Origin of the sequence: Fluctibacter corallii (genome assembly GCF_025751585.1) — a bacterium.
Classification (GTDB): domain Bacteria; phylum Pseudomonadota; class Gammaproteobacteria; order Enterobacterales; family Alteromonadaceae; genus Fluctibacter_A; species Fluctibacter_A corallii.
On record NZ_JAOWKX010000006.1, the window covers coordinates 152349 to 174417 of the forward strand.

14 protein-coding genes, 4 tRNA genes and 1 other RNA gene are annotated in these 22069 nt (G+C 44.7%); 6 read left to right on the plus strand and 13 right to left on the minus strand.

The features are described 5' to 3' along the window. Nucleotides 1-55 precede the first annotated feature (55 nt). The gene (locus OE749_RS12555; protein ID WP_263712815.1) at nt 56-1837 is read right to left on the minus strand and encodes a glycosyltransferase; all 1782 of its coding nucleotides are present in this window, start codon (nt 1835-1837) and stop codon (nt 56-58) included. A 320-nt stretch (nt 1838-2157) separates the two neighbouring features. Here OE749_RS12555 and smrA point away from each other — a divergent pair, with 320 nt between their 5' ends. Then, a complete protein-coding gene (smrA, locus tag OE749_RS12560; protein ID WP_263712816.1) occupies nt 2158-2754 on the plus strand; it encodes a DNA endonuclease SmrA in 597 nt (198 codons plus the stop codon). A gap of 14 nt (nt 2755-2768) precedes the next feature. On the opposite strand, the gene OE749_RS12565 is transcribed toward smrA, so the two are convergent. The 3 genes from OE749_RS12565 to purL all read right to left on the minus strand — a co-directional run bounded on the left by OE749_RS12565 (nt 2769) and on the right by purL (nt 9337). Next, nucleotides 2769-2909 (minus strand): hypothetical protein, encoded by a 141-nt coding sequence (locus OE749_RS12565; RefSeq protein ID WP_263712817.1) that lies wholly within the window; start codon nt 2907-2909, stop codon nt 2769-2771. 351 nt (nt 2910-3260) lie between these two features. Continuing rightward, complete coding sequence (locus OE749_RS12570; protein WP_263712818.1) at nt 3261-5156, minus strand: S8 family peptidase; 1896 nt, start codon at nt 5154-5156, stop codon at nt 3261-3263. A 290-nt stretch (nt 5157-5446) separates the two neighbouring features. Continuing rightward, nucleotides 5447-9337 carry a phosphoribosylformylglycinamidine synthase gene (gene purL, locus OE749_RS12575; protein WP_263712930.1) on the minus strand — a complete coding sequence of 1297 codons (3891 nt, stop codon included), beginning with the start codon at nt 9335-9337 and terminating at the stop codon, nt 5447-5449. A 408-nt stretch (nt 9338-9745) separates the two neighbouring features. Between purL and mltF the strand changes: the two genes are divergently transcribed. Continuing rightward, on the plus strand, nt 9746-11179 hold the full coding sequence (mltF, locus tag OE749_RS12580; RefSeq protein WP_263712819.1) for a membrane-bound lytic murein transglycosylase MltF: 1434 nt from the start codon (nt 9746-9748) through the stop codon (nt 11177-11179). A 368-nt stretch (nt 11180-11547) separates the two neighbouring features. Then, nucleotides 11548-11700 carry a hypothetical protein gene (locus tag OE749_RS12585; RefSeq protein ID WP_263712820.1) on the plus strand — a complete coding sequence of 51 codons (153 nt, stop codon included), beginning with the start codon at nt 11548-11550 and terminating at the stop codon, nt 11698-11700. Here OE749_RS12585 and tadA read toward each other — a convergent pair. Further along, nucleotides 11697-12191: a tRNA adenosine(34) deaminase TadA gene (gene tadA / locus OE749_RS12590; protein ID WP_263712821.1), complete on the minus strand. Its 495-nt coding sequence runs from the start codon at nt 12189-12191 to the stop codon at nt 11697-11699. The genes OE749_RS12585 and tadA overlap by 4 nt on opposite strands. Nucleotides 12192-12495: 304 nt before the next feature. On the opposite strand from tadA, the gene OE749_RS12595 reads away from it, so the two are divergent. Continuing rightward, complete coding sequence (locus tag OE749_RS12595; RefSeq protein ID WP_263712822.1) at nt 12496-12729, plus strand: hypothetical protein; 234 nt, start codon at nt 12496-12498, stop codon at nt 12727-12729. A 667-nt stretch (nt 12730-13396) separates the two neighbouring features. On the opposite strand, the gene guaA is transcribed toward OE749_RS12595, so the two are convergent. Continuing rightward, nucleotides 13397-14974, minus strand: coding sequence for a glutamine-hydrolyzing GMP synthase (gene guaA, locus OE749_RS12600; protein WP_263712823.1), 1578 nt, complete (start codon nt 14972-14974; stop codon nt 13397-13399). Between the two features lie 96 nt (nt 14975-15070). After that, the gene (gene guaB, locus OE749_RS12605; RefSeq protein ID WP_263712824.1) at nt 15071-16540 is read right to left on the minus strand and encodes an IMP dehydrogenase; all 1470 of its coding nucleotides are present in this window, start codon (nt 16538-16540) and stop codon (nt 15071-15073) included. Nucleotides 16541-16651: 111 nt separating this feature from the next. Here guaB and xseA point away from each other — a divergent pair, with 111 nt between their 5' ends. Continuing rightward, nucleotides 16652-18010, plus strand: coding sequence for an exodeoxyribonuclease VII large subunit (xseA, locus tag OE749_RS12610; protein WP_263712825.1), 1359 nt, complete (start codon nt 16652-16654; stop codon nt 18008-18010). Nucleotides 18011-18644: 634 nt separating this feature from the next. Beyond that, entirely contained in the window at nt 18645-19430 is a 786-nt protein-coding gene (locus OE749_RS12615) for a BRO family protein (RefSeq protein ID WP_263712826.1), read from the plus strand. Nucleotides 19431-20031: 601 nt separating this feature from the next. Here the strand turns inward: OE749_RS12615 and OE749_RS12620 are convergent. The 6 genes from OE749_RS12620 to OE749_RS12645 all read right to left on the minus strand — a co-directional run bounded on the left by OE749_RS12620 (nt 20032) and on the right by OE749_RS12645 (nt 21923). Beyond that, nucleotides 20032-20181, minus strand: a non-coding RNA gene (locus OE749_RS12620) — RtT sRNA. A 30-nt stretch (nt 20182-20211) separates the two neighbouring features. Continuing rightward, nucleotides 20212-20299: transfer RNA gene (locus OE749_RS12625), tRNA-Ser, on the minus strand. A 137-nt stretch (nt 20300-20436) separates the two neighbouring features. Beyond that, nucleotides 20437-21495, minus strand: coding sequence for a quinolinate synthase NadA (gene nadA, locus OE749_RS12630; protein WP_263712827.1), 1059 nt, complete (start codon nt 21493-21495; stop codon nt 20437-20439). 120 nt (nt 21496-21615) lie between these two features. Beyond that, nucleotides 21616-21691: transfer RNA gene (locus tag OE749_RS12635), tRNA-Lys, on the minus strand. 56 nt (nt 21692-21747) lie between these two features. Beyond that, nucleotides 21748-21823, minus strand: a tRNA-Lys gene (locus OE749_RS12640). Between the two features lie 24 nt (nt 21824-21847). Beyond that, a tRNA-Lys gene (locus OE749_RS12645) sits at nt 21848-21923 on the minus strand. Nucleotides 21924-22069: the final 146 nt, after the last annotated feature.

Consider the following 22069-nt stretch of genomic DNA (forward strand, 5'->3'; position numbering starts at 1 on the left):
GCGCGATACTCGCCTCCCTCAATTATACTAATGAAGATATCTTTGCAACATCATATTACGCTGACAACTCGCTTTGTAGGTCCAACGCTTTAGCGATGAAGTAATCCGTCCACCACAACATGTATTCCATTACAATCTGATTTTGCGCCTCTTGATCTCCCGCCGCCAATAAATACGGGATATCTAAAATTTGTTTTCTGGCAGTATCACTTTCTTCGACGGGCGTAAGAAAATCTAACAAACACAGTGAGTCAGCAGAGATAAGTAAAGACTGATCGCGTATTGCCGCTTCCAACGCTGATTTGACTGTCATCAAATCATCTGTGCTTGGCAGCCCGCACTGCGCGCGCGTACATGCCACAAACCATGTGTCAGCCAATGTTCTTTCTTCCTCACTAAACATGGCATCTAAATATTCAATCGCATTGATATAGCCATTCGAAAAAGACTGGCGCAACGCACCATGAGCGATAAACCCTGCGCCTTGTCTTCCCATTGCGCGTTCTAGGGCGGTCACCCCCATTATTCCATAGCGAATGGTATCGGGATCTTCGAACGACGAACTACCGCAGGCTAACATGCCGAACAGTTGATGTTTGTATAAATGATGTGCTGGCGATGTAGCGAGTACCCGCATCCAATTTTGAAATTGCTCAAATCCACGCGCACGTCTTGCAACTAATCGCTCTGGACCTTCAGCGTGAATAGCATTCAGAATAGTTTGATGAATCGCCACACAACTGTACATCGTTTCCATTTTTGCCATGGCAGATTGGCTAATCGCATGACGCCTTTCTGGATTTTCCAATATCTCTAATAATGTGGTTTCAAAATTGTCTGGATTGAATGCAATATAATCTTCCCCCTCGTTGAAGTAGTCCTCCATTTTTTGAGGCTCCACATCAAATTTTACATCCATTTGAAGAAGTACTGCTCCTGCATTCATGGCTTCACAGGTACGGTAGTTATACGGACCATTAAATCCACACACGTTTAACACCACTTTACTGCAAACAATGGTTTTTTCGTAGTCTTGCTTATTGCATTTTTGTGCAAAGTGAATAGTAAATCGGTGACCGTATTTCAGTTTGAAAGCCTTAGCTAACTCAATCGCTTGCCGCCGATATTCGCCATATTCAGGCCTGACAACGTCGGTAAAATTAATGAGTACATCAATATCTCGTTCTACCCCGTCATTTTTAATAGTGTAATGAAACGACCCCCAATTGGCACCAAATGGCACGTCAAGTACGAGCTTATCTGGATGACTCTTAGAAAATAACGCACTGAAAGGCTTAGATACGGGTAACACGACATCATATAGCCGCGCAATCATATCGGTATTCACTGCGCGAAAGGTATGGCATATTCCAGCAACGGTTGGAAAAGGCGATTCCTCTATTCCAGCTGGCGGCACAGATACACCACAAGCTTGCGGATCAAAATAGTAATCTGGCGTAAACCCTTTAGGCAAACGGCTCACAATGTCGTTAAAATCATCTCTGAATACATCGAAGAAAATACGCTCGTCTAGCCCTTGCTGATTTTTCGCGTCCGATAACGAAACCAAATCACAAAATGCTAGCAATGGAATGCTTTGGAAATTCGGATAAACATTGTGACAAATTGCGCCAAGCAGCACCTTAGGACGACGAATTTGCATATGCTCTGCATGCCTGACTCGAAAGCCATTACGAAACATTAAGAATGCTACCGACTTTGACATTCCGGAATCCGCTGTTTGCTCCAGTTCACGTTCAACATTTTGCAGTGCGCGTACATCATGACCTGCGCGAGCCTCCCAATACTTAAATTCTTCTACGATATCCCTGATCATTGCTCTGGTCTTGTGTGTAATAAGTAAGCAACTATCGCAATCCACACGCCACCCTGTTCATTTTTTGTACTAAAAATATATTTTCGATAGGTATATCACTGAAATAAAACTAAATTTTTAGCTAAGACGAGTAGAAAAACTAATCTTTAATCACGACGTAAACGTAGTTTATGTAGATAGAATCGGCATGACTTTGCCGTTTACATCATGTCGAGCAGATATACCTTGCCCACCAGCATACATTCTTCGCCGTGGAACATAGTTGAAATCTTGATTCGGTATGGGTATAAATCCGCGACAGCGTGATACTGGAGGCGAATATGAAGTTTAAAGACGCAAACACCGATACGACATTTTTAGATGCCATGAAAGACGTTACGCCGTTAAAAGATAAAAACGATAAATACACAACCAGAATGCAAGGGCAACATCAACAAACTCTCGCTCAACAACTTAAGCGAGAAGCGCTTCTAAAAGCGAGCAGAGGCGAAGCCAATTATCTAAGCATTGAAAAAGTGACCCCAGTCGACCCATTAGATTTTATTGGGTACAAAAAAGAGGGAGTGCAAGACGGTGTATATAAAAAGCTAAGACTCGGACAATACGCTATGGACTCTACCCTAAATCTCCAAGGCATGCGCTTTGAAGAGGCACGAGATGCAGTGTTTGACACCGTGACAGAAAATCATAAAAAAGGTATTCGAACGTTATTAATTCAACATGGGCTAGGTAAAAATACCAAGCCATTTCCAGCCTTTTTAAAAAGCTACGTGAATCAATGGTTGCCGCAAATGCCCGAGGTGCTGGCTTTTCACAGTGCGCTTAAACCACACGGTGGACTGTCAGCAGTATATGTGCTTCTTAGAAAGAATGCCGACCAAAAGCTGGCAAATCGCGAGTTGCATCGTAAAAAGTGAAAAACATCTCACATTTATGGTGATTGAGTAACCGTGACTTGTTTACCTTGACTGGTCAATGCACTGGCAGGAGAACTCATCACAGCAGCAACCACTAAAAAAATGACGGTGAGCAGCACACCTGCTAATCCAAATCCTTTCGTTGAGCGATTCATAAACGACTCTTATTATTATTTATTGTTTTGTTTTTATAATTTAGTCCAATTCACAATGAATATTTGGCTATATTACTCCGTGAGATTGGTTATTGATTTATTCTAAACGCTTAAATAATAAACACACTTTATAGTCAGTGACAAGTTTTATAATTCACATTGCGCATAGATATGATCGATAAATGCTTCTAGTGAACATACTAGAATTAACTATGATAAATAGAAATATAGGGGCTTATTGGGAATTATAAGTGTCAGACTCGCGTAATTTAAGTTAGAAAGTCTGACACTTAATTTTGATGTAAATCCGTATATCACCTGTTATTAAACGGTGACGTGTATTTACTCAAATTAAAAACACGCGCTCAATCGTCTTACTGATACGCGATTTGAATAATCACTGCATTCAGAACCATTGCACGCCTTCACCCACGCATACGAGGTCTGCGAAACATTTACGTATTTATAGGTATTTGTTACGGTATACGTTGGCCCACTAGGTGGTGTGCTTGAATAAGTGCTCACATACACTTTGTAACTCGTTGCACCCGGTACTCCATTCCATGTAAGGGTGTTTTGGCCGTAACATGCAAAAGAATCCACACTCAATGTCGGAGGCAAGAGCTGATCATTAAGCTCTTCTATTGCACCACGAATATCAGGTAAAGGACCGATATTTCCCCCATTTCCAGTTTGTGGGGTTCCAGTACTCACGAGTAGTTCGCGCATAGTGTGTGGTTCAATGGTTCTAGACAGAGCTGAGCGTGCATAGCCTTGAACGTTAATTGCTGCACCAGCAACAATCGGTGATGCACTTGACGTACCCGCAAAGCGCGACGTATACAGCCTGTTTGTGCCTTCATCGAATAAATCGCCATAACCTGTCGTGGTTACATTTTCACCCCACCCGTGCATATCTATTCGAGAGCCAGTATTAGACCAACACATTGGCGTGCGAGTGGTAGAAGTGCTAGCCCCCACTAAAATAGCGCCAGAATCGCGTACATTGCGATTAAAACGGCCGGCAAAATGCGGATCATCAAGGCTTACACTGCCATTTCCACCCGCTTCAATCACTGTTACGCCGTTAGCGACAATAGTTGCTATCGCATCAAAGTTCGCCTGCCAGTTTTCCATCGCCACAAACCCACACTGAGGTTCATTACAGCTGCATACAGTATGAATCCCAGATTGCTGATGCGCCTCGATAATAACGACACCACCATTTCCCACGGTATTTCCAGCATCAAGAATGCGGCTACTAAATGAGCCACCTGGCGCCTGCGCACCTACTTGAGCGTTGTAACTGATACCTGTTACGCCCTGATTATCGCGCTTTGCTCCAACCACACCCACAACAGCCGTGCCATGATCTCTATCTGCACCATTGGTGCCATCAAAGTAGAAAGCAGGTTTTATGTCTTCATGATTAAAATTAAAACCGCTTTCAATATCAACTACTTTAATGCCACTTCCCGTTCCGCCTGATTGTGTCCACGAAAACATCGCATCGATACCTCCTTGACTCGCAGGGAGCAAATATCCCTGACGGCCTTGATAATCTGGAGTAGGAGTGGTTGTACCGCCACCACCGCCGCCGCCCGGAGGATCTTCACATCCAGTAAGAATCGGACAATCATAATCAATGGGGAGTGAAGCTGGTTCAGGCTTCGGGTTCGCGTAAGCCACTTCAACTAAGGGGTTTTTATTTAATGATTGAAGCAAATCTGCAAGCTGGGTTTGCGTCATATGCTTAGGCACATCGACGTGAAAATACAAGTTCAAATCTGCCAGCTCACGCCCTTTTTTCTTCTGACCTTTAATTTTTAAGTCTTCAATAAGCCCTTCATCTAAAGAAAATAACGGTGATAATTTTCTCAATTTATTCAATTTAAAATCTAATTCAAGCTGATCAAGATAGGTTTGGGCAACATCCCAAGATCCCATCGCTGTCGGCAGGGCATTTTTGAGTTTTTTAGACTGATTAGGGACTAATCGGCCATTGTGTTTGATTCTGACACCACTTCCCTCAATAAACTTTATTACGATGCCATCAATGTCTTCCAATGGTAGTACCGGGTAATTGGTGTCTTGTTGATTCACTATTCGTGGAGACAAAGGCTCAAGAGTATCAGACTCTATTTCCTGTGCGGTGACATTAAACGTAACACTGGTTGCTAAACCTAAGCAAGTTGAAAACAACGTGCCAAATAACGCGCTACGTTTCCTTACTAATGCATTTTTCATGTTTATTCCTTTGTATGCGTGAGCAAAATGCTCAAAATTAGACTAAGGAATTTTTTTACCAATGTAAATTACAAATTGGTTAATTTATCAACCGATAAAAGTAATTAATTAATCGCTATAACAGAAATAAATAGGACCTCATGTTTTTACAAAGAGAGAGGCAGAAATCACTCATGTAAACATAAAATACGCAGGTCATCCGCTAAATGAAAATATGATAAAACAAAAAAGCCACTTTAAAATATCAGTGGCTTTTACAACTTACATTCTTACTTCTGATGCATTACCTATTAACCAAAGTGCTTTCTCGCGTTTCTAAACATACGCATCCAAGGGCTGTCTTCTTGCCAGCTATCTTCTCGCCATGAATTAGATACCGCTCTGAAAACCCGCTCGGGATGCGGCATCATAATTGTGACGCGGCCATCTTCTGTCGTTAATCCGGTAATTCCCATCGGTGAACCGTTAGGGTTGGCTGGATAACGCTCTGTCGCTTTACCGTAATTATCGACATACCTAAGCGCAACTTGATTCGCTGCAACAATGCGTTGACCGCCATTTGCGCTAAATTCTGCATGCCCTTCGCCATGAGAAACCGCGATAGGCATCCGAGAGCCTACCATATCATCAAAGAACAACGACGTAGAAGGCTGCACCTCTACCATGGCAACGCGCGCTTCAAAGCGCTCAGACTTGTTGGTGACAAAGTGTGGCCATAAATCCGCGCCTGGAATGAGTGACTTCAGATTAGACAGCATCTGGCAACCATTACAAACCCCAAGAGACAGCGTATCTTGCCTTGAGAAGAACGCAGAAAATTGCGCTTTGGCTTGCTCATTGAACAAAATAGATTTTGCCCAACCTTCACCCGCGCCAAGAACATCGCCATAGGAGAAACCACCGCAAGCAACAAGCCCTTTAAATTGTTCAAGCGTGACGCGCCCAGATAGAATGTCACTCATATGAACATCAATCGCTTCAAAACCTGCTCGATTAAACGCGGCCGCCATTTCTACATGAGAATTGACGCCCTGCTCTCGTAAAATCGCCATTTTAGGCGCAGCGCCTTTCGCGATATACGGTGCCGCCACATCTTCGTTGATGTCGTAAGTAAGGTGAGCATGTAAGCCAGGATCGAGTTGGTCGAACTTGGCCTCATGCTCCTGTTCCGCGCAAACTGGGTTGTCGCGACGTTTTTGCATGTTATAGGTTGTTTCAGCCCAAATCGTTCGATAATGTACACGAGGTTGATTAAGCAATTCATTGCCATCGCGTGTAACGCGAATCACATCCGTCGTATTCAGTTGCCCAATTTCATGCACGCAAGCATCTAATTCATACTGAGTAAAGACATCTTTCACGGCACCTAGCTGGCTATTGGCAACTTGAATCACTGCCCCTAGTTCTTCATTAAACAAAACATCGATGTCGCTACCTGTCAATGAAGATAAATCGACATCAATACCAGTTTTGCCAGCAAATGCCATTTCCACCAAGGTTGTAAATAACCCGCCGTCTGAACGGTCATGGTAGGCAAGTAATTTGCGCTGATTCACCAAGGTTTGAATTGCCTCAAAAAAGGCTTTTAACTGTTCAGCAGAGTCCACATCAGGTGTGACATCACCCAGCTGATTAAACACTTGCGCCAGACATGACGCGCCCATTCGGTTTTTACCTGCGCCTAGGTCCACTAAGAGTAATGATGAGTCGCCCTTATCGGTCCGAAGCTGTGGCGTCAACGTTTTACGTATATCTTTTACAGCACCAAATGCCGAAATCACTAACGACAGAGGTGAGGTGACTGACTTGTCTTGGTCATTTTCCTGCCATTGGGTTTTCATCGACATGGAATCTTTGCCCACAGGAATCGTTAATCCTAACGCTGGGCATAACTCTTCGCCCACGGCCTTTACTGCCTCATACAGTCCGGCATCTTCCCCCGGGTGCCCAGCCGCAGCCATCCAGTTAGCAGAAAGCTTTATACGCTTCAAATCACCAATATCAGCAGCAGCGATGTTGGTTAACGCTTCGCCCACTGCCAGTCGAGCCGACGCGCCGTAGTTCAACAATGCCACTGGCGTTCTTTCGCCCATCGACATTGCCTCACCATGATAGGTATCAAAGGCTGACGCTGTCACCGCAACGTCGGCGACAGGCACCTGCCATGGGCCAACCATTTGATCGCGGCTAACCAACCCCGTCACAGAGCGATCGCCAATTGTGATCAAAAAGGTCTTCTCCGCAACTGTGGGTAATCTCAATACGCGCTGAGCTGCATCCTCTAGCGCAATACCATCAAGCGCTAACGCTTGCCCTGATGCCGTTTTAGACGCTACATCACGATGCATTTTTGGGGGCTTACCTAGAAGTACATCCAGTGGCATGTCGATAGGTTTGTCATTAAAGTGCGAGTCTGTAAGGGTAAGGTGTTCCGATGCAGTCGCCTCCCCTACCACGGCAAACGGTGCACGCTCTCGCTCACAAATGGCAGCAAATCGCTCAAGGTTTTCAGGTGCCACTGACAATACATATCGCTCTTGTGACTCGTTACACCAAATTTCAAGCGGCGACATACCCGGCTCGTCATTGGGCACGTTACGAAGTTCAAAGTTCCCGCCACGTCCGCCATCGCTGACCAGCTCAGGAAACGCGTTAGACAATCCGCCCGCGCCAACATCGTGGATAAACTGAATGGGGTTATCGTCTCCCAATTGCCAGCATTTATCGATCACTTCCTGACAGCGACGCTCCATTTCTGGGTTGTCGCGTTGTACTGACGCAAAGTCTAAATCTTCACTCGATTGCCCCGATGTCATGGACGAGGCTGCGCCGCCACCCAAACCAATGTTCATCGCTGGGCCACCCAACGCAATCAGCTTAGCGTGTTCGGTAATCTCACCTTTTTGAGTATGAGACGCTCGAATATTTCCCAATCCTCCAGCGAGCATAATAGGTTTGTGATAGCCTCTGACTTCCTCACCATTGAAACTATTTACCCGTTGCTCGTAAGTTCGAAAGTAACCAAGAATGTTGGGGCGACCAAACTCGTTATTGAATGCCGCCCCGCCAAGAGGCCCTTCCATCATAATGCTGAAGGCATTCACAATACGGTCAGGCTTACCATAATTTTCTTCCCAAGGTTGTTCAAACCCCGGAATACGAAGGTTTGAAACTGTAAAGCCCACCAAACCTGCTTTGGGTTTAGCACCGCGACCGGTTGCCCCTTCATCTCGGATTTCTCCCCCCGATCCCGTTGCAGCGCCGGGATGTGGAGATATCGCCGTAGGGTGATTGTGGGTCTCCACTTTCATCAGAATATCAATTTGCTCTTGATGGTATTCGTACTGGTGATTCGTTGGGTTAGGAAAGAAGCGCCCAGCTTGCCATCCTTCCATAACCGCGGCGTTGTCCTTATATGCTGAGTGTACATATTCTGGTGTTACCGCGAATGTATTTTTAATCATCTTAAACAATGATTTGGGTTGCGTTTGTCCGTCTATTGTCCAGTCAGCATTAAATATTTTGTGTCGACAATGCTCCGAATTGGCCTGTGCGAACATATACAACTCAATATCATTTGGATTTCTTCCCAATCGTGTAAAGTTTTCGTACAAGTACGCGATTTCATCTTCTGCTAAGGCTAGCCCCATTCGTACATTGGCGTCTTCAAGCGCTTCTTTGCCCTGTGTCAGAATATCAATAGAGGTGAGAGGTCTCGGCTCTTCAGTATTGAACAATGCGCTCGCATCATCAGCACTAAACAACACAGCTTCAATCATTCGGTCATGCAATAACGCAATCACGTTGTGTTTTTCTGCGTCTGTAGGAGATGTGCTGTATTCAACATAATAAGCACATCCACGCTCCAACCGTTTGACACTATCAAGCCCACAGTTATGTGCTATATCTGTCGCTTTTGACGACCACGGAGAGATGGTGCCAGGTCTGGGCACGACCAAAACCAACTCACCCGTTGGAGAGTGAGATTCAATGTTTGGACCGTAAGTTAACAGTTGCTCTAATACTTGACGTTTGGTGTCATTGATCTCACCTTGTAAATCTGCAAAATGAACAAATTCTGCATAGATACCTTTTACAGGGAGAGATTCAGAAGCAAATCGTTCAAGTAACTTATTAATGCGAAAGTCTGACAGCGCTGGCGCACCACGAAGGATTAACATACCGGTCATCACCAATGTTAAGGTGAATACAGTCAACAAACGTCACCGTATTCACGGTTTCGGGAAGAATTGAGGCGCGAATTATAGAGGAAATCATTCCATTTGGTAAGAGCAAAAAACAGGTTTCCGCAAAGTTTTATCTGACCAAATAGTCAAGTCAAAAACCAGTAACACGCTGTTATCTATGGTAATTTTAACGCGCTCACACCATGGCCCGAACAAAGACTCAGTGCATTTATTTTCAATTATCGAGTTTAATTTGAACCGTCGTGTGATTAACGTACAATACATAGTCATCGGCTCAGAGCATTCATATTTCGCTTTGGTAGCCATTGTAAAAGTTAGTCAGCAATCTCGGCAGTCTCTGTCAGGAGACAAAAATAGGCGTTACAGAAGGTGAAGTATCACGTGCCATCCACATGTTTTAAATTCTGCTTAGTGATTCTTGTGCTGTCGGCAGTTTTATCATGTAAGCCCTCAGAGCAATCTAGTCACCTTGAAACCGTTAAAAATCAAGGCGTACTGAGGGTTGGTACTAATTATGGTTTAACCACCTACTATAATGATGCAACCGGCCCTGCCGGCTTTGAATATGAATTGGCCGCTGGTTTTGCAGATTATTTGGGTGTTCGATTAGAGGTCTTCCCATACTACACATTGAATGAGTTATTCCCCCAATTGGAAGACGCGCATCTAGATATCATCGCCGCCGGAATTAGCGTGACACCCGAGCGAAAGACCAAATTCCGATTTGGCCCAGCTTATCAGAATGTCAGCCAAAAATTAGTGTTTAAACAGGGGAATACTCGCCCTAGAACAATTGAAGATGTTGAAAGTGGATTGCTTGTCATTTCTGGCAGCAGCCACGCAGAAACCTTGCGAGATTACCAAGCCCAATTTAACAACTTACGTTGGACAGAAACAGATGAAAAAGACGCCGAAGAGTTGCTAGAAATGGTGTTGGCGGAAGAGCTGGATTATGCCGTTGCTGATTCAAATATTCTAGCGCTTATCCGTCGCCGTCACCCCGAATTGAGTATAGGCTTTAGCCTGAATCAAGAACAAGGCATTGCCTGGGTGCTAAACAAAGAAACTGACGACTCTTTGCTTGCCGCTTTAATCGAATATTTCGGCACTGTACAAGAAGATGGTCGACTTGCTGCACTTGAAGACAAATATTTTGGACATGTCAGGCAGTTTAATTATGTCGATACCCGAGAGTTCATTAAATCAGCACAAGATACGCTCCCTGCGTATCAACATTGGTTTCAGGCCTATGCTGATGACGTTGATTGGCGATTGCTAGCAGCAATGAGCTATCAGGAAAGTCACTGGGATCCTCTCGCCCGCTCGCCAACAGGTGTAAGAGGGATGATGATGCTTACACTAGCAACTGCAAAAGATGTTGGCATTAAGTCTCGGCTCGACCCTGAACAGAGTATACGTGGCGGAGCAAAGTATTTCTCAAGCTTACTGCGGCGTATTCCTGCACGTATTACCGAACCAGATAGAATTTGGTTTGCCCTTGCCGCCTACAACATTGGCCTGGGTCACTTAGAAGATGCACGCATCATTACTCAAAAACAAGGCGGTAATCCTGACTTGTGGGTAGATGTGAAAAAACGTTTGCCTCTACTAAGGCAGAAAAAGTTTTATAAAAATACGCGCTATGGCTATGCAAGAGGAAATGAAGCGGTCACCTACGTTGCCAATATTCGTCGGTACTATGATACCTTAGTTTGGCTCGATGAGCAGCGTCCCGAGCTTTTGGAAGCGTCAACAGAATCAGACGAGAGCCTAGAGAAACCGACAGACTCTGCTAGCAGTAACGATGCCAAATAGGTATCACGCATGCGTTGATGCTCGACTCTTGAAACAAAATTGTTAACTTTTTTGCACCAAATGGTCAAAAAAGTGCTGTTGTCATATTTATTTCATCTGAAAATGCCACTATATTGGTGGCCTCAGGCTTTGCTTCTATCAGTGTTTATAGCGCGCTCAAATAAGTTCCTTTTGCCTCCCTGTTCGGAACTCTCATTTAAATGTGCACTCTAACAGTGGGAAGCAAAGAAGTATGTCGACACTCAAGTGAGTGAAAACATGGCCCAAACATTTCGTTGTTGAGCTCCTAGGCTTTAGGGGTGATACATTGAAACAATGACGAACAAGAGAGGTAATGAGTTTAATTTAGATTAAATAAAGGAATACCAATGAGAAAAAGACGAACTTACACAGCAAGACCGAAACTCGGCAGTAATACGCGCAGACGCCTTATGTTAAAGCGCCTTCATCAAAAAGTTATCCAGCGTAGAAAACAATTCCAGCAATCTACTATGCTAGAAGAGATAGCTGAAGCGTGTTAATTCGCTTTGCTATCTTTTTGGGCTTGTTTTATCGCTTTAATTTCTTGCCTTCTTCGCTTAAAAAAGGCTGACAGGCGAGCACCGCATTCCTCACCTAACACACCTGAAATAACATTCACCTGATGGTTTAATCGATCATGTCTAGCGAGATCCATCACGCTCCCCGTTGCCCCAGTTTTTAAATCACTTGCACCAAACACCAAATTGGTAATTCTGCTATGTACCAAAAGACCAGCACACATTGGACAGGGCTCAAGCGTGACATACAAAGTCGTATTCACTAATCGATAATTTTCGATATGTTTTCCCGCGGCACGAATAGCCATCATTTCTGCATGGGCAGATGGATCATTGAGGCGAATAGACTGATTCCACCCTTCGCCGATCACCTGGTTATCTCTAACCAACACCGCGCCCACAGGGATCTCTCCCAGCGCTTCGGCCTTATCAGCTAATGTTAAAGCATGTCGCATCCAATATTCGTGGTTCATGTTTACTGCATCTATAAAAAGTAAAAAAAGGTGCGAAGCGTTTCTTTTCTCCACCGTTGAGTCAAATATTATCTCAGAATGTTAGGCATGCGAAAAGATCACTCACCTGCTTGTTGGTCAAATTGCTCAATTAATTAGTCACTTTCACTAACTAACACTACGAGTCTTTTTAAAGCATAAAGCTATTTGTTTGTTTTTATTAAACTTTTTAAACTTGGACGCGATATTGCTATTACCTATCTATATTATCTAATCTGAGCTAAATTAGAGTAAGTGTGGCTCTTATACTCTGTGAGGGAAAATCATGAATTTAACCGCCATTTTTATCGTCGGCATCGTTTGTTGGGCAATTGTAGAATTGGTTAACGGTGGAGGCAAACGCAAGCTAAATAAGAAAACTGACGTTGATAACGACGCGTTGCGCCAAGAAGTCAGAGCGCTGAAAGAGCGTGTGGAAATACTGGAGCGTATTGTGACGGACGAAAAATACGATTTAAAACGCCAGTTCGATAATTTGAATAAAGACAACGCAGCGTAATCCCCCGTTACTATTTCAACAAACAGCCTTTGACACTGCCCTTTTACTAGGGCGGTACAGGATATGTATAAATGACTGGATGAAACTGGCTTTTTATCATAGCGAAACAGATTCAGTTTGATACGAGTGTTAAACATCACTCGCTTCTACTTGTGATAAGAGTACCTACAGACACGTATTTTTATTAGGTAGAAAAAGTAGTGAAGTGTTTAAAGTAGCAAACCAAATAAAACCCTAACTATTGATCGCAAGTCCAACTCAAAAGATTAAACTAGCTCATAAACCTCAAAGAGGGTTTGCAATTTTAACCATCTTTGTCATGACACAATTGAAGCACAGCCCGTGCTGTTCGGTATCCTGTAAAGCAAGTCGCAGTCTATGCGCCTATGCTTGCTCAACCGTGGTTTGAAAGCCAGTACCGACTTTAACATTAGCTGCCGCAGCTGCTCACTTTACCAAATGATTTGTTCAACGTGGGTCGCCAAGATTCGTTTCCCAAAATTTTTTTCTGTCCAGACAGTCGTGCTCTCAAGCATTTACTATGCTCCAAGTACTGTTTGAATATCTGATCTGGTCGGTTTTATTTAAATCAAAAAAATCCCCGCTAATTACTTAGCAGGGATTGGTGTTTAAGAGACAGGGTAAAACCTGGCTTTATCAAGAAACGTTATTCCCACTCTATTGTGGCTGGTGGCTTACCAGAGATGTCGTAAACTACGCGTGAGATACCATCTACTTCATTGATAATTCGGTTAGAAACATTACCTAAGAAATCGTAAGGTAGGTGTGCCCAATGAGCTGTCATAAAGTCGATTGTTTCCACCGCGCGTAGCGACACGACCCAATCATATTTGCGTGCATCTCCCATTACACCCACTGAGCGAACAGGTAAGAACACGGTAAAGGCTTGGCTTACTTTATGATATAAATCTGCCGCGTGTAGCTCTTCTATAAAAATAGCATCTGCACGGCGCAATAAATCACAATACTCTTTCTTGATTTCGCCAAGAACACGCACGCCTAAGCCGGGTCCAGGAAACGGATGGCGATACAGCATATCGTATGGCAAGCCTAGTTCAAGGCCAATTTTGCGTACTTCATCCTTAAATAATTCACGCAATGGCTCCACCAGACCAAGCTCCATATCCTCTGGCAATCCGCCTACGTTATGATGAGATTTAATAACGTGCGCTTTACCTGTTGCCGATCCAGCAGACTCAATTACGTCAGGATAAATTGTGCCTTGTGCCAGCCATTTTGCGTTTACACGCTGACTCGCTTGCTCATCAAATACCTGAACAAACTCGTGTCCGATAATTTTACGTTTTTTCTCTGGATCTTCCTCGCCCTTAAGCGCGGATAAAAAACGTTCTTCCGCGTCGACTTTGATGATATTCAGCCCAAAGTGGTCGCCGAACATGTCCATCACTTGTTGGCCTTCATTAAGACGCAACAAGCCATTGTCGACAAACACACACGTCAACTTATCACCAATAGCACGATGCAAGAGCATTGCCGTCACTGATGAGTCCACGCCACCAGATAACCCCAAAATAACTTCATCATCTTGCACTTGTGCTTTAATTCGCTCGACCGCATCGTCGATAATTGACGCGGGCGTCCATAATTTTTCACACTGACAAATATCTTCAATAAAATGCGATAAAATGCGCATGCCCTGTCGAGTGTGAGTCACTTCGGGATGGAACTGCACCCCGTAAAAACGGCGATTGGTATCTTCCATAGCCGCATGTGGACAGCTTGGTGTACGCGCAATGGTCTTGAACCCTTCAGGAATCTGAGACACTTTATCTCCGTGACTCATCCACACATCCAATAGGCCTTTACCATTATCTGAAACATGATCTTCTATATTTGCAAACAGCGGACTATCTTCAATTTTTTCTACTTTTGCATAACCAAATTCACGAATATCAGACCCCTGCACCGCACCGCCTAGTTGCGCCGCCATAGTTTGCATGCCGTAGCAAATTCCCAAAACAGGCACACCTGCCTTAAATACATATTCTGGCGCACGAGGCGAGCCCTCTGCGGGAACCGACTCTGGGCCACCTGATAAAATAATGCCTTGAGGATTGAACTCACGAATTTGCGCTTCCGTTACATCCCACGCCCAGAGTTCGCAGTACACTCCGATTTCACGAATACGTCTTGCGATTAACTGCGTATATTGCGAGCCAAAATCTAATATAAGGATGCGCTGATCATGAATATTTGTGGTCATTTACCCTACCCGTTAAAACGAAACAACAAGAACCTGACCTTTCAGTCAGTTGAATTAGATAGTAAAAAGGCTGACACACGTCAGCCTTTTTGATTGTTAGCCCATGCGGTAATTAGGCGCTTCTTTGGTAATACTCACATCATGAACGTGAGATTCCCCCATGCCCGCAGCTGTTACTCGCACAAATTGCGGCTTGGTGCGCAATTCATCGATAGTGCTGCTACCCGTTAACCCCATCGCAGAACGAAGCCCGCCCATTTGCTGATGTATAATGTTGGCAATAGGGCCTTTATACGCGACGCGACCTTCAATACCTTCAGGTACCAGTTTTTCAGCATTTTTACTGTCTTGGAAATAGCGATCAGATGACCCGTTACTTTGATTCATGGCACCCAAAGACCCCATACCACGATAAGATTTATAGTAGCGGCCTTGGTAAAGCTCCACCTCGCCAGGCGCTTCTTCTGTTCCCGCCAACATGCTGCCCACCATGACAGAGCTCGCCCCAGCTACGAGGGCCTTCGCAATGTCGCCAGAAAAACGAATGCCGCCATCAGCAATTACGGGAATATCACGCGCTTTCATCGCTTCAGCAGCATCAGAAATAGCCGTAATCTGCGGTACACCACATCCCGTAACAATGCGCGTTGTACAAATAGAACCTGGGCCGATTCCCACCTTAACCGCATCAACACCAGCATCAGCCAACGCAATCGCACCTTCTGCCGTTGCAACATTGCCAGCAATGATTTGAAGGTCGGGATAGGCTTCACGTGTTGCGCGTACGCGCTCCAAAACGCCTTCACTGTGACCATGAGAGGTGTCAATCAATAGTACATCAACTCCCGCTTTTACTAGCAGCGCAATGCGTTCATCAGTACCTGGCCCAACACCTACGGCTGCACCAACGCGTAAACGACCCAACTCATCTTTACATGCGTTAGGTTTGCTTTCTGCTTTTTTGAAGTCTTTAACGGTAATCAAGCCTTTAAGCTTAAACGCATCATCAACAACCAGAATTTTTTCAACGCGATGCTCGTGCATCAAGGCAAGCACTTGCTCAGAGTTCGCCCCTTCTTGAACGGTTACCAACCGCTCTTTTGGCGTCATCACACTGGTCACTGCCTTATCTAAATGCTGCTCAAAGCGCAGGTCACGCCCAGTGACAATACCAATTAGATTATTTTCATTATCAACAACCGGGAAGCCAGAAAAGCCATGTTGTTGAGATAGTGCGTTCACTTCACCAATGGTAGCACCCGCGTCCACTGTGACAGGATCAGAAACAACGCCACTTTCGTACTTTTTAACCATACGAACGTGTTTAGCTTGTTCTTCAGCTGGCATGTTTTTATGAATGAATCCCATTCCGCCTTCTTGCGCCAATGCAATCGCGAGGGTTGCTTCTGAAACAGTGTCCATTGCAGCAGAAACCAAAGGGATGTTAAGAGTAACACCGCGTGTAAGTCGTGTTTTCAGACTGGCGGTGTGAGGAAGAACGGTTGAATGGCCAGGCACCAACAACACATCATCGAACGTAAGAGCTTCTTTAGCTATCCTCAACATGCAACTTTACCTTTAAAGTGGGTGGTTTTAGTTGCGGCGCAATTGTAGCGGTTTTATTTTTTAAGGTAAACTAACTTCTTCCACTAAATATAAAAAAATTTGAGGTCTAGGTTGTATACATCTTCAACGCCCACCAGAAATATCTTTACTGTAAGTAAGTTAAATAAACTCGCACGTACAATACTGGAATCTGAAATAGGGCAAATCTGGTTAACTGGAGAAATCTCAAATTTTGTCGCCGCCGCCTCTGGGCACTGGTACTTCACCCTGAAAGATAGCAAAGCGCAGGTTAAAGGGGCAATGTTTCGTAATGCCAACACGCGCGTGCAAACTCGCCCTAAAGAAGGCGATAAAGTGCTAGTTAGAGCCAATATTAGTCTGTATGAACCACGCGGTGATTATCAAATGATTGTGGAGCACATTGAGCCAGAGGGAACTGGGTTGCTCAAACAACAGTTCGAAGCACTCAAACTGGCCTTATCTGCAGAAGGCCTTTTCTCTCAGCATTTAAAGAAGCTGCTGCCTGCTCACCCCACCAAAATTGGCGTGATTACGTCGCCTTCTGGTGCAGCCCTGCACGATATGCTTACGGTGCTAAATCGGCGTAATCCTGCTATCGAAATCATCGTTTACCCAACCTTAGTACAAGGTGAATCGGCACCAGATGCCATTGCTCAAGCAATACAGCAAGCGGATCAAAGAAATGAAACTGACATTTTGATCGTTGGGCGCGGAGGCGGCTCAATGGAAGATCTATGGGCCTTTAACGATGAACGCGTAGCACGCGCAATTTTTAGCGCCACACTCCCCATTATTAGCGCGGTAGGGCATGAAACGGATGTCACTATTGCTGATTTCGTTGCCGACATTAGGGCCCCTACTCCATCCGCAGCGGCAGAATTGGTCAGCAGCGATAGAAGTGAAACCCTGTATCGAATACAGAAACAATATAATCGTTTAAATCAAGCCATATTTAATCAGCTCGCACGAGTAAAACACACTCACAAGCTGGCGGGACAGCGCCTCCAGCATGTACACCCTCGCACACGATTGATGCAGCAAGCCCAACGTTTGGACAATATTTCGCTGAGTTTGAAGTCGGCATTGGATAGCTGCATATCTAAGGAACGACGTCGACTTAACACTATCGAGCATCGTTTACTTAATCGTTCACCAGACAGGCAAGTCGCTAAACATATTGAACGCTTAAGTACAGCGAATGAACGGATTAAACATGCCATGTTATCTCAGCTTAACCGCGCTGACCAACAGCTGAATGGTATCAGCCAATTAATGCACTCAGTCAGTCCGTTAGCCACGATGGCGAGAGGTTACAATATCGCATTTAAAGACGATGAAATTGTTAACACCGTCACGCAAGTCAAAGAAGGTGACAAGCTGACACATAAATTTAAAGATGGCGAGATTACATCAGAAGTCAGGTCGATAAGCCCAACGCCAAGTAAATAGGTTGCATGAAAAAAATCGTAATCTGAAGGGCAGGCACACCCTTTAAACAAAGGTCTATCACTATAGTCCGTAACTCAATAATGATAACTACGTTACCACAGCGCGAATTCAAAGAGATCCCTTCACCCGATTTAGGTGAAATAAACCCATCGGCAGGTAAGCAAGGCACAATTATCGTCATAGGCGAGACAGTGTGAGGGGCATGGAGGCCTTTCTCACACTGTTGGAATTTGCTTGACGATTGGGTCAATACCATTTCACTTCGAGGTAGCTGCGCGGGGATCAAAAGGACGGCACAACCCCGCCCCTACACGAGCACCTTTGGTTGACTACGGCAGTTTTGGCTAACGCCAACTCAGCCTCGGCTCGAACCCAAGGGTTCTCATCAAAATCTCCCCATTACTCCATCACGCAACTTGCGTGATGGAGTCGAGGATTAAACTCAAACCTTTTTCCTCTTAAATTTATGACTTAATGCTCAATGTAAACCTGTAACAGTGAAGGTTACTAAGCTAAATAAACAGCAATTAAAACCTAAATGCATGAAACGTGTTAAACTATCAACGAAAAAAGAAGGCTCCAGACCTAAACTGGGGCCACGCGGATTCGTAAGACCAAAACGGAGGGATATTGAGTGGGTAGTGAGTTAATTAACATAAGTTACAAAGGAGAGAGTGGCGAATCTAAAATTAGGACTGTTCAAGTTGGCGAAATAGTCCATGTCTCTCTAGTAGACGTCGTGAAAACTTTATCAAAGGAAAATGAGGAACTTGGCGAGCAAAACCGTCAGGCTGCTATCCCTTCGATAATTAGAACGGTTTCATCAACCCTTGATAAGGATGAATATATTGAGCGCCCGGTCGAAAACGCCAGATATGATAACGAGACGGAATTGTTCGTTACACATCCAGGCCTATACAGAATTATCTCGGTCGATAAAAGTAAGGCTTCCAGAAAGTTCCAGAAATGGCTTTTTCATGACGTTGTTCCCTCAATTGTGAAGTTTGGAACTTATCCCGCGCCCGAGAATACAGGTTCATCCCTTTCCCAAATGGCGGAGCTTTTGGCGCAAAACTCGAGATTGTTAGCAGATACCATTACGCGTCAAGACAAACTCGAGGATGAAGTAAATACAAAATTCGGCGCACTCGACGATCGTGTAAAACAAATTGAGTCTTACGGCGAAGACACTTCACAGTATCTTACTGTTGGCGAACGCTTAGATGAACTTGATATTACTTTCGATGAAAAGGCGCGCGAAGAGATAGTTGCTTGGTGTGAAAACATAACGATTAACTCGGATTACAAGCGAATAAAATGCCCATCCAACAATAGATTTAATGCGAAGTTCGCGATCAGTGTTATTGACGGGGCTATTTCAAATGTTAAAAAACTTGCTGCACATAGGGCTAACAAATAGAGGCATGATTTGTTCCTAACAACTTGTTAGCCTCTCAGTAAGAGCATCAAGATCGAATTTCGTGGGCCACCTTCTGTCACGTTATCGCCCTTGTAAATTCGCTGAATTTCGATTCGTTCTATGCGGCCGATATCTCTTTTGCTCGAGACCAAAGTAACACCGCCATAACCGGCCCCTTCGTTCTTCGGACTATGGCCCGATATGCGGTCACTAACACTATCCGGGCCCCCCAAGGAACGAAACTCGGACTTTATCGTGTGACGGAACTCGTGGGCCGGAGCTTTGGAGTCGACTCCAAAGCTCCTAACTAAAGGCGACCACCAAGAACTTAACTTATCGCCCGGACGATTATATTTCCCGACGGGAACCTCGGGGAACAAAGGTCAATCCCTCGAGTCGGACACGATGTCGAGGAAGCCAAGCTCTATAAGGTGATAATGTAGGGGGATATGTCGGTGAGCTATTTGTCTTAACCGAACGCCCCTCTCCCCGTCGTACGTTTATATAGTGGACGCCGTTTTTTGCTGGTATATCGCCTTTGTGCAGTTGGCCAACGTCGTTAAGACGAGTCCCCTAGATAATTCGGGGCCTGTCGATAATTTGGCGGTGAGGGAGGGATTATTCGTCGCTCGCGACTCATCCTGCGGGCCAACGCCCAGTGGCGTTGTTGTCTCGGCAGTTTGGCTCACGCCAACTCAGCCTCGGCTCGAACCCTAGGGCTCTCATCAAAATCTCCCATACCTACATACAAAAAAACCCGCATTTGCGGGTTTTATGTATGTGGCGGTGAGGGAGGGATTCGAACCCTCGATACGTTTCCGTATACACACTTTCCAGGCGTGCTCCTTCAGCCACTCGGACACCTCACCTTAAATATGGTAGTTTGCGTTGCAAACAGGCCGCGTATATTAGGGAAAAGGCACGCGATAATCAAGCAGAAAACACTGGCCACAGCTTGGTTGCTTATATTGCCACCAATTCAGCACCATGTTTTTACTTGCTATGTTTACGCATTCCCTTTTACAGCCAATTTGTTAGAGGCAGAAAAATCTAACATACGATTTAATGGAATCAGCGCTTTTTCACGAAGGTCAGCGTCAACAAAGATTTCATGCCCTGTATTATCCGTCAACGCTTTGTATATAGCTTCAAGGCCGTTCATTGCCATCCAAGGGCAATGAGCACAACTTTTACACGTTGCACCGTTACCGCCCGTTGGCGCTTCTAAAAAGGTCTTGTTTGGCTCCAACTGCTGCATCTTGTAAAAAATGCCTCGATCAGTTGCAACAATAAACTTTTCATTTGGTAATGTTTGACTGGCTTTGATTAACTGTGTCGTTGAACCAACCGCATCGGCCATTTCTACGACACTGGCCGGTGACTCAGGGTGAACAAGAACCGCCGCATCAGGATGAAGATGCTTCATATCTTTGAGGGCCTTGGCTGAGAACTCGTCATGAACGATACACTCGCCTTGCCACATTAACATGTCAGCGCCAGTTTCTTTGGCAATATAAGACCCTAGATGGCGATCTGGCCCCCAAATAATAGGCTTGCCTTCGGCTTCTAAGTGCTCTACGACTTCAAGCGCAATACTGGATGTCACAACCCAATCTGCGCGCGCTTTCACAGCGGCAGATGTATTCGCGTAAACAACGACGGTATGGTCTGGGTGCGCATCACAGAACTGGCTAAATTCGTCTATAGGACAACCCAAATCAAGGGAGCACGTGGCTTCAAGTGTCGGCATTAACACCGTCTTTTCTGGGCTCAGAATCTTTGCCGTTTCCCCCATAAAACGAACACCTGCAACAATCAGAGTTTGCGCTTCACTGTCTCGACCATAGCGAGCCATTTCAAGAGAATCAGAGATACACCCACCCGTTTCTTCGGCAAGCGCTTGTATTTCAGGATCGGTATAATAATGTGCAACTAGCACAGCATTACGCTCCTTTAACAGCGCTTTGATCTGATTGACATAATGTTGCTTTTCTTGCTCAGTCAATGTTTTTGGCTTGGCAGGAAAAGGATAATCGATTGGCTCGACTCGAATTGGCTGACCCATAAGACTCTCTAGCATACACCTCATTGAATTGGGCGCGCATTATACATGAAATACGGGAAATTTAAAAATTTGGCGTAAAGTAATTAAAGCAAGATAAGGAAGAAAATAATTTTAAAAGAATGGTGGGTCGTGCTGGATTCGAACCAGCGACCAATTGATTAAAAGTCAACTGCTCTACCAACTGAGCTAACGACCCATTCAATTAGAAATGATAACCTGTCGAGAATAAAGCTATCATATATTGCCTGATGATGGTGGGTCGTGCTGGATTCGAACCAGCGACCAATTGATTAAAAGTCAACTGCTCTACCAACTGAGCTAACGACCCATCAATTTAGGCAATATGAGAAAGTGGTGGGTCGTGCTGGATTCGAACCAGCGACCAATTGATTAAAAGTCAACTGCTCTACCAACTGAGCTAACGACCCGCTTTCTTTGTTACCCCTCGGCAACGGCGGCATATATTACTTATTTAAATTTTGCATGCAAGCCAAATATGAAGTTTTTTTTGCACTTAACGATTGTTTGCCTATAAATCATGCAAAAAGCCTGACTTTTGCAACACATTTAACCT

Bases quoted from the DNA above. Each gene is read 5' to 3' on its own strand.
- guaA (WP_263712823.1), bottom strand. From the start codon at position 14,974: ATGACCACAAATATTCATGATCAGCGCATCCTTATATTAGATTTTGGC.
- guaB (WP_263712824.1), bottom strand. From the start codon at position 16,540: ATGTTGAGGATAGCTAAAGAAGCTCTTACGTTCGATGATGTGTTGTTG.
- nadA (WP_263712827.1), bottom strand. From the start codon at position 21,495: ATGGGTCAGCCAATTCGAGTCGAGCCAATCGATTATCCTTTTCCTGCC.
- OE749_RS12585 (WP_263712820.1), top strand. From the start codon at position 11,548: ATGAGAAAAAGACGAACTTACACAGCAAGACCGAAACTCGGCAGTAAT.
- tadA (WP_263712821.1), bottom strand. From the start codon at position 12,191: ATGAACCACGAATATTGGATGCGACATGCTTTAACATTAGCTGATAAG.
- OE749_RS12555 (WP_263712815.1), bottom strand. From the start codon at position 1,837: ATGATCAGGGATATCGTAGAAGAATTTAAGTATTGGGAGGCTCGCGCA.
- OE749_RS12570 (WP_263712818.1), bottom strand. From the start codon at position 5,156: ATGAAAAATGCATTAGTAAGGAAACGTAGCGCGTTATTTGGCACGTTG.
- smrA (WP_263712816.1), top strand. From the start codon at position 2,158: ATGAAGTTTAAAGACGCAAACACCGATACGACATTTTTAGATGCCATG.
- OE749_RS12595 (WP_263712822.1), top strand. From the start codon at position 12,496: ATGAATTTAACCGCCATTTTTATCGTCGGCATCGTTTGTTGGGCAATT.
- purL (WP_263712930.1), bottom strand. From the start codon at position 9,337: ATGTTAATCCTTCGTGGTGCGCCAGCGCTGTCAGACTTTCGCATTAAT.
- OE749_RS12565 (WP_263712817.1), bottom strand. From the start codon at position 2,909: ATGAATCGCTCAACGAAAGGATTTGGATTAGCAGGTGTGCTGCTCACC.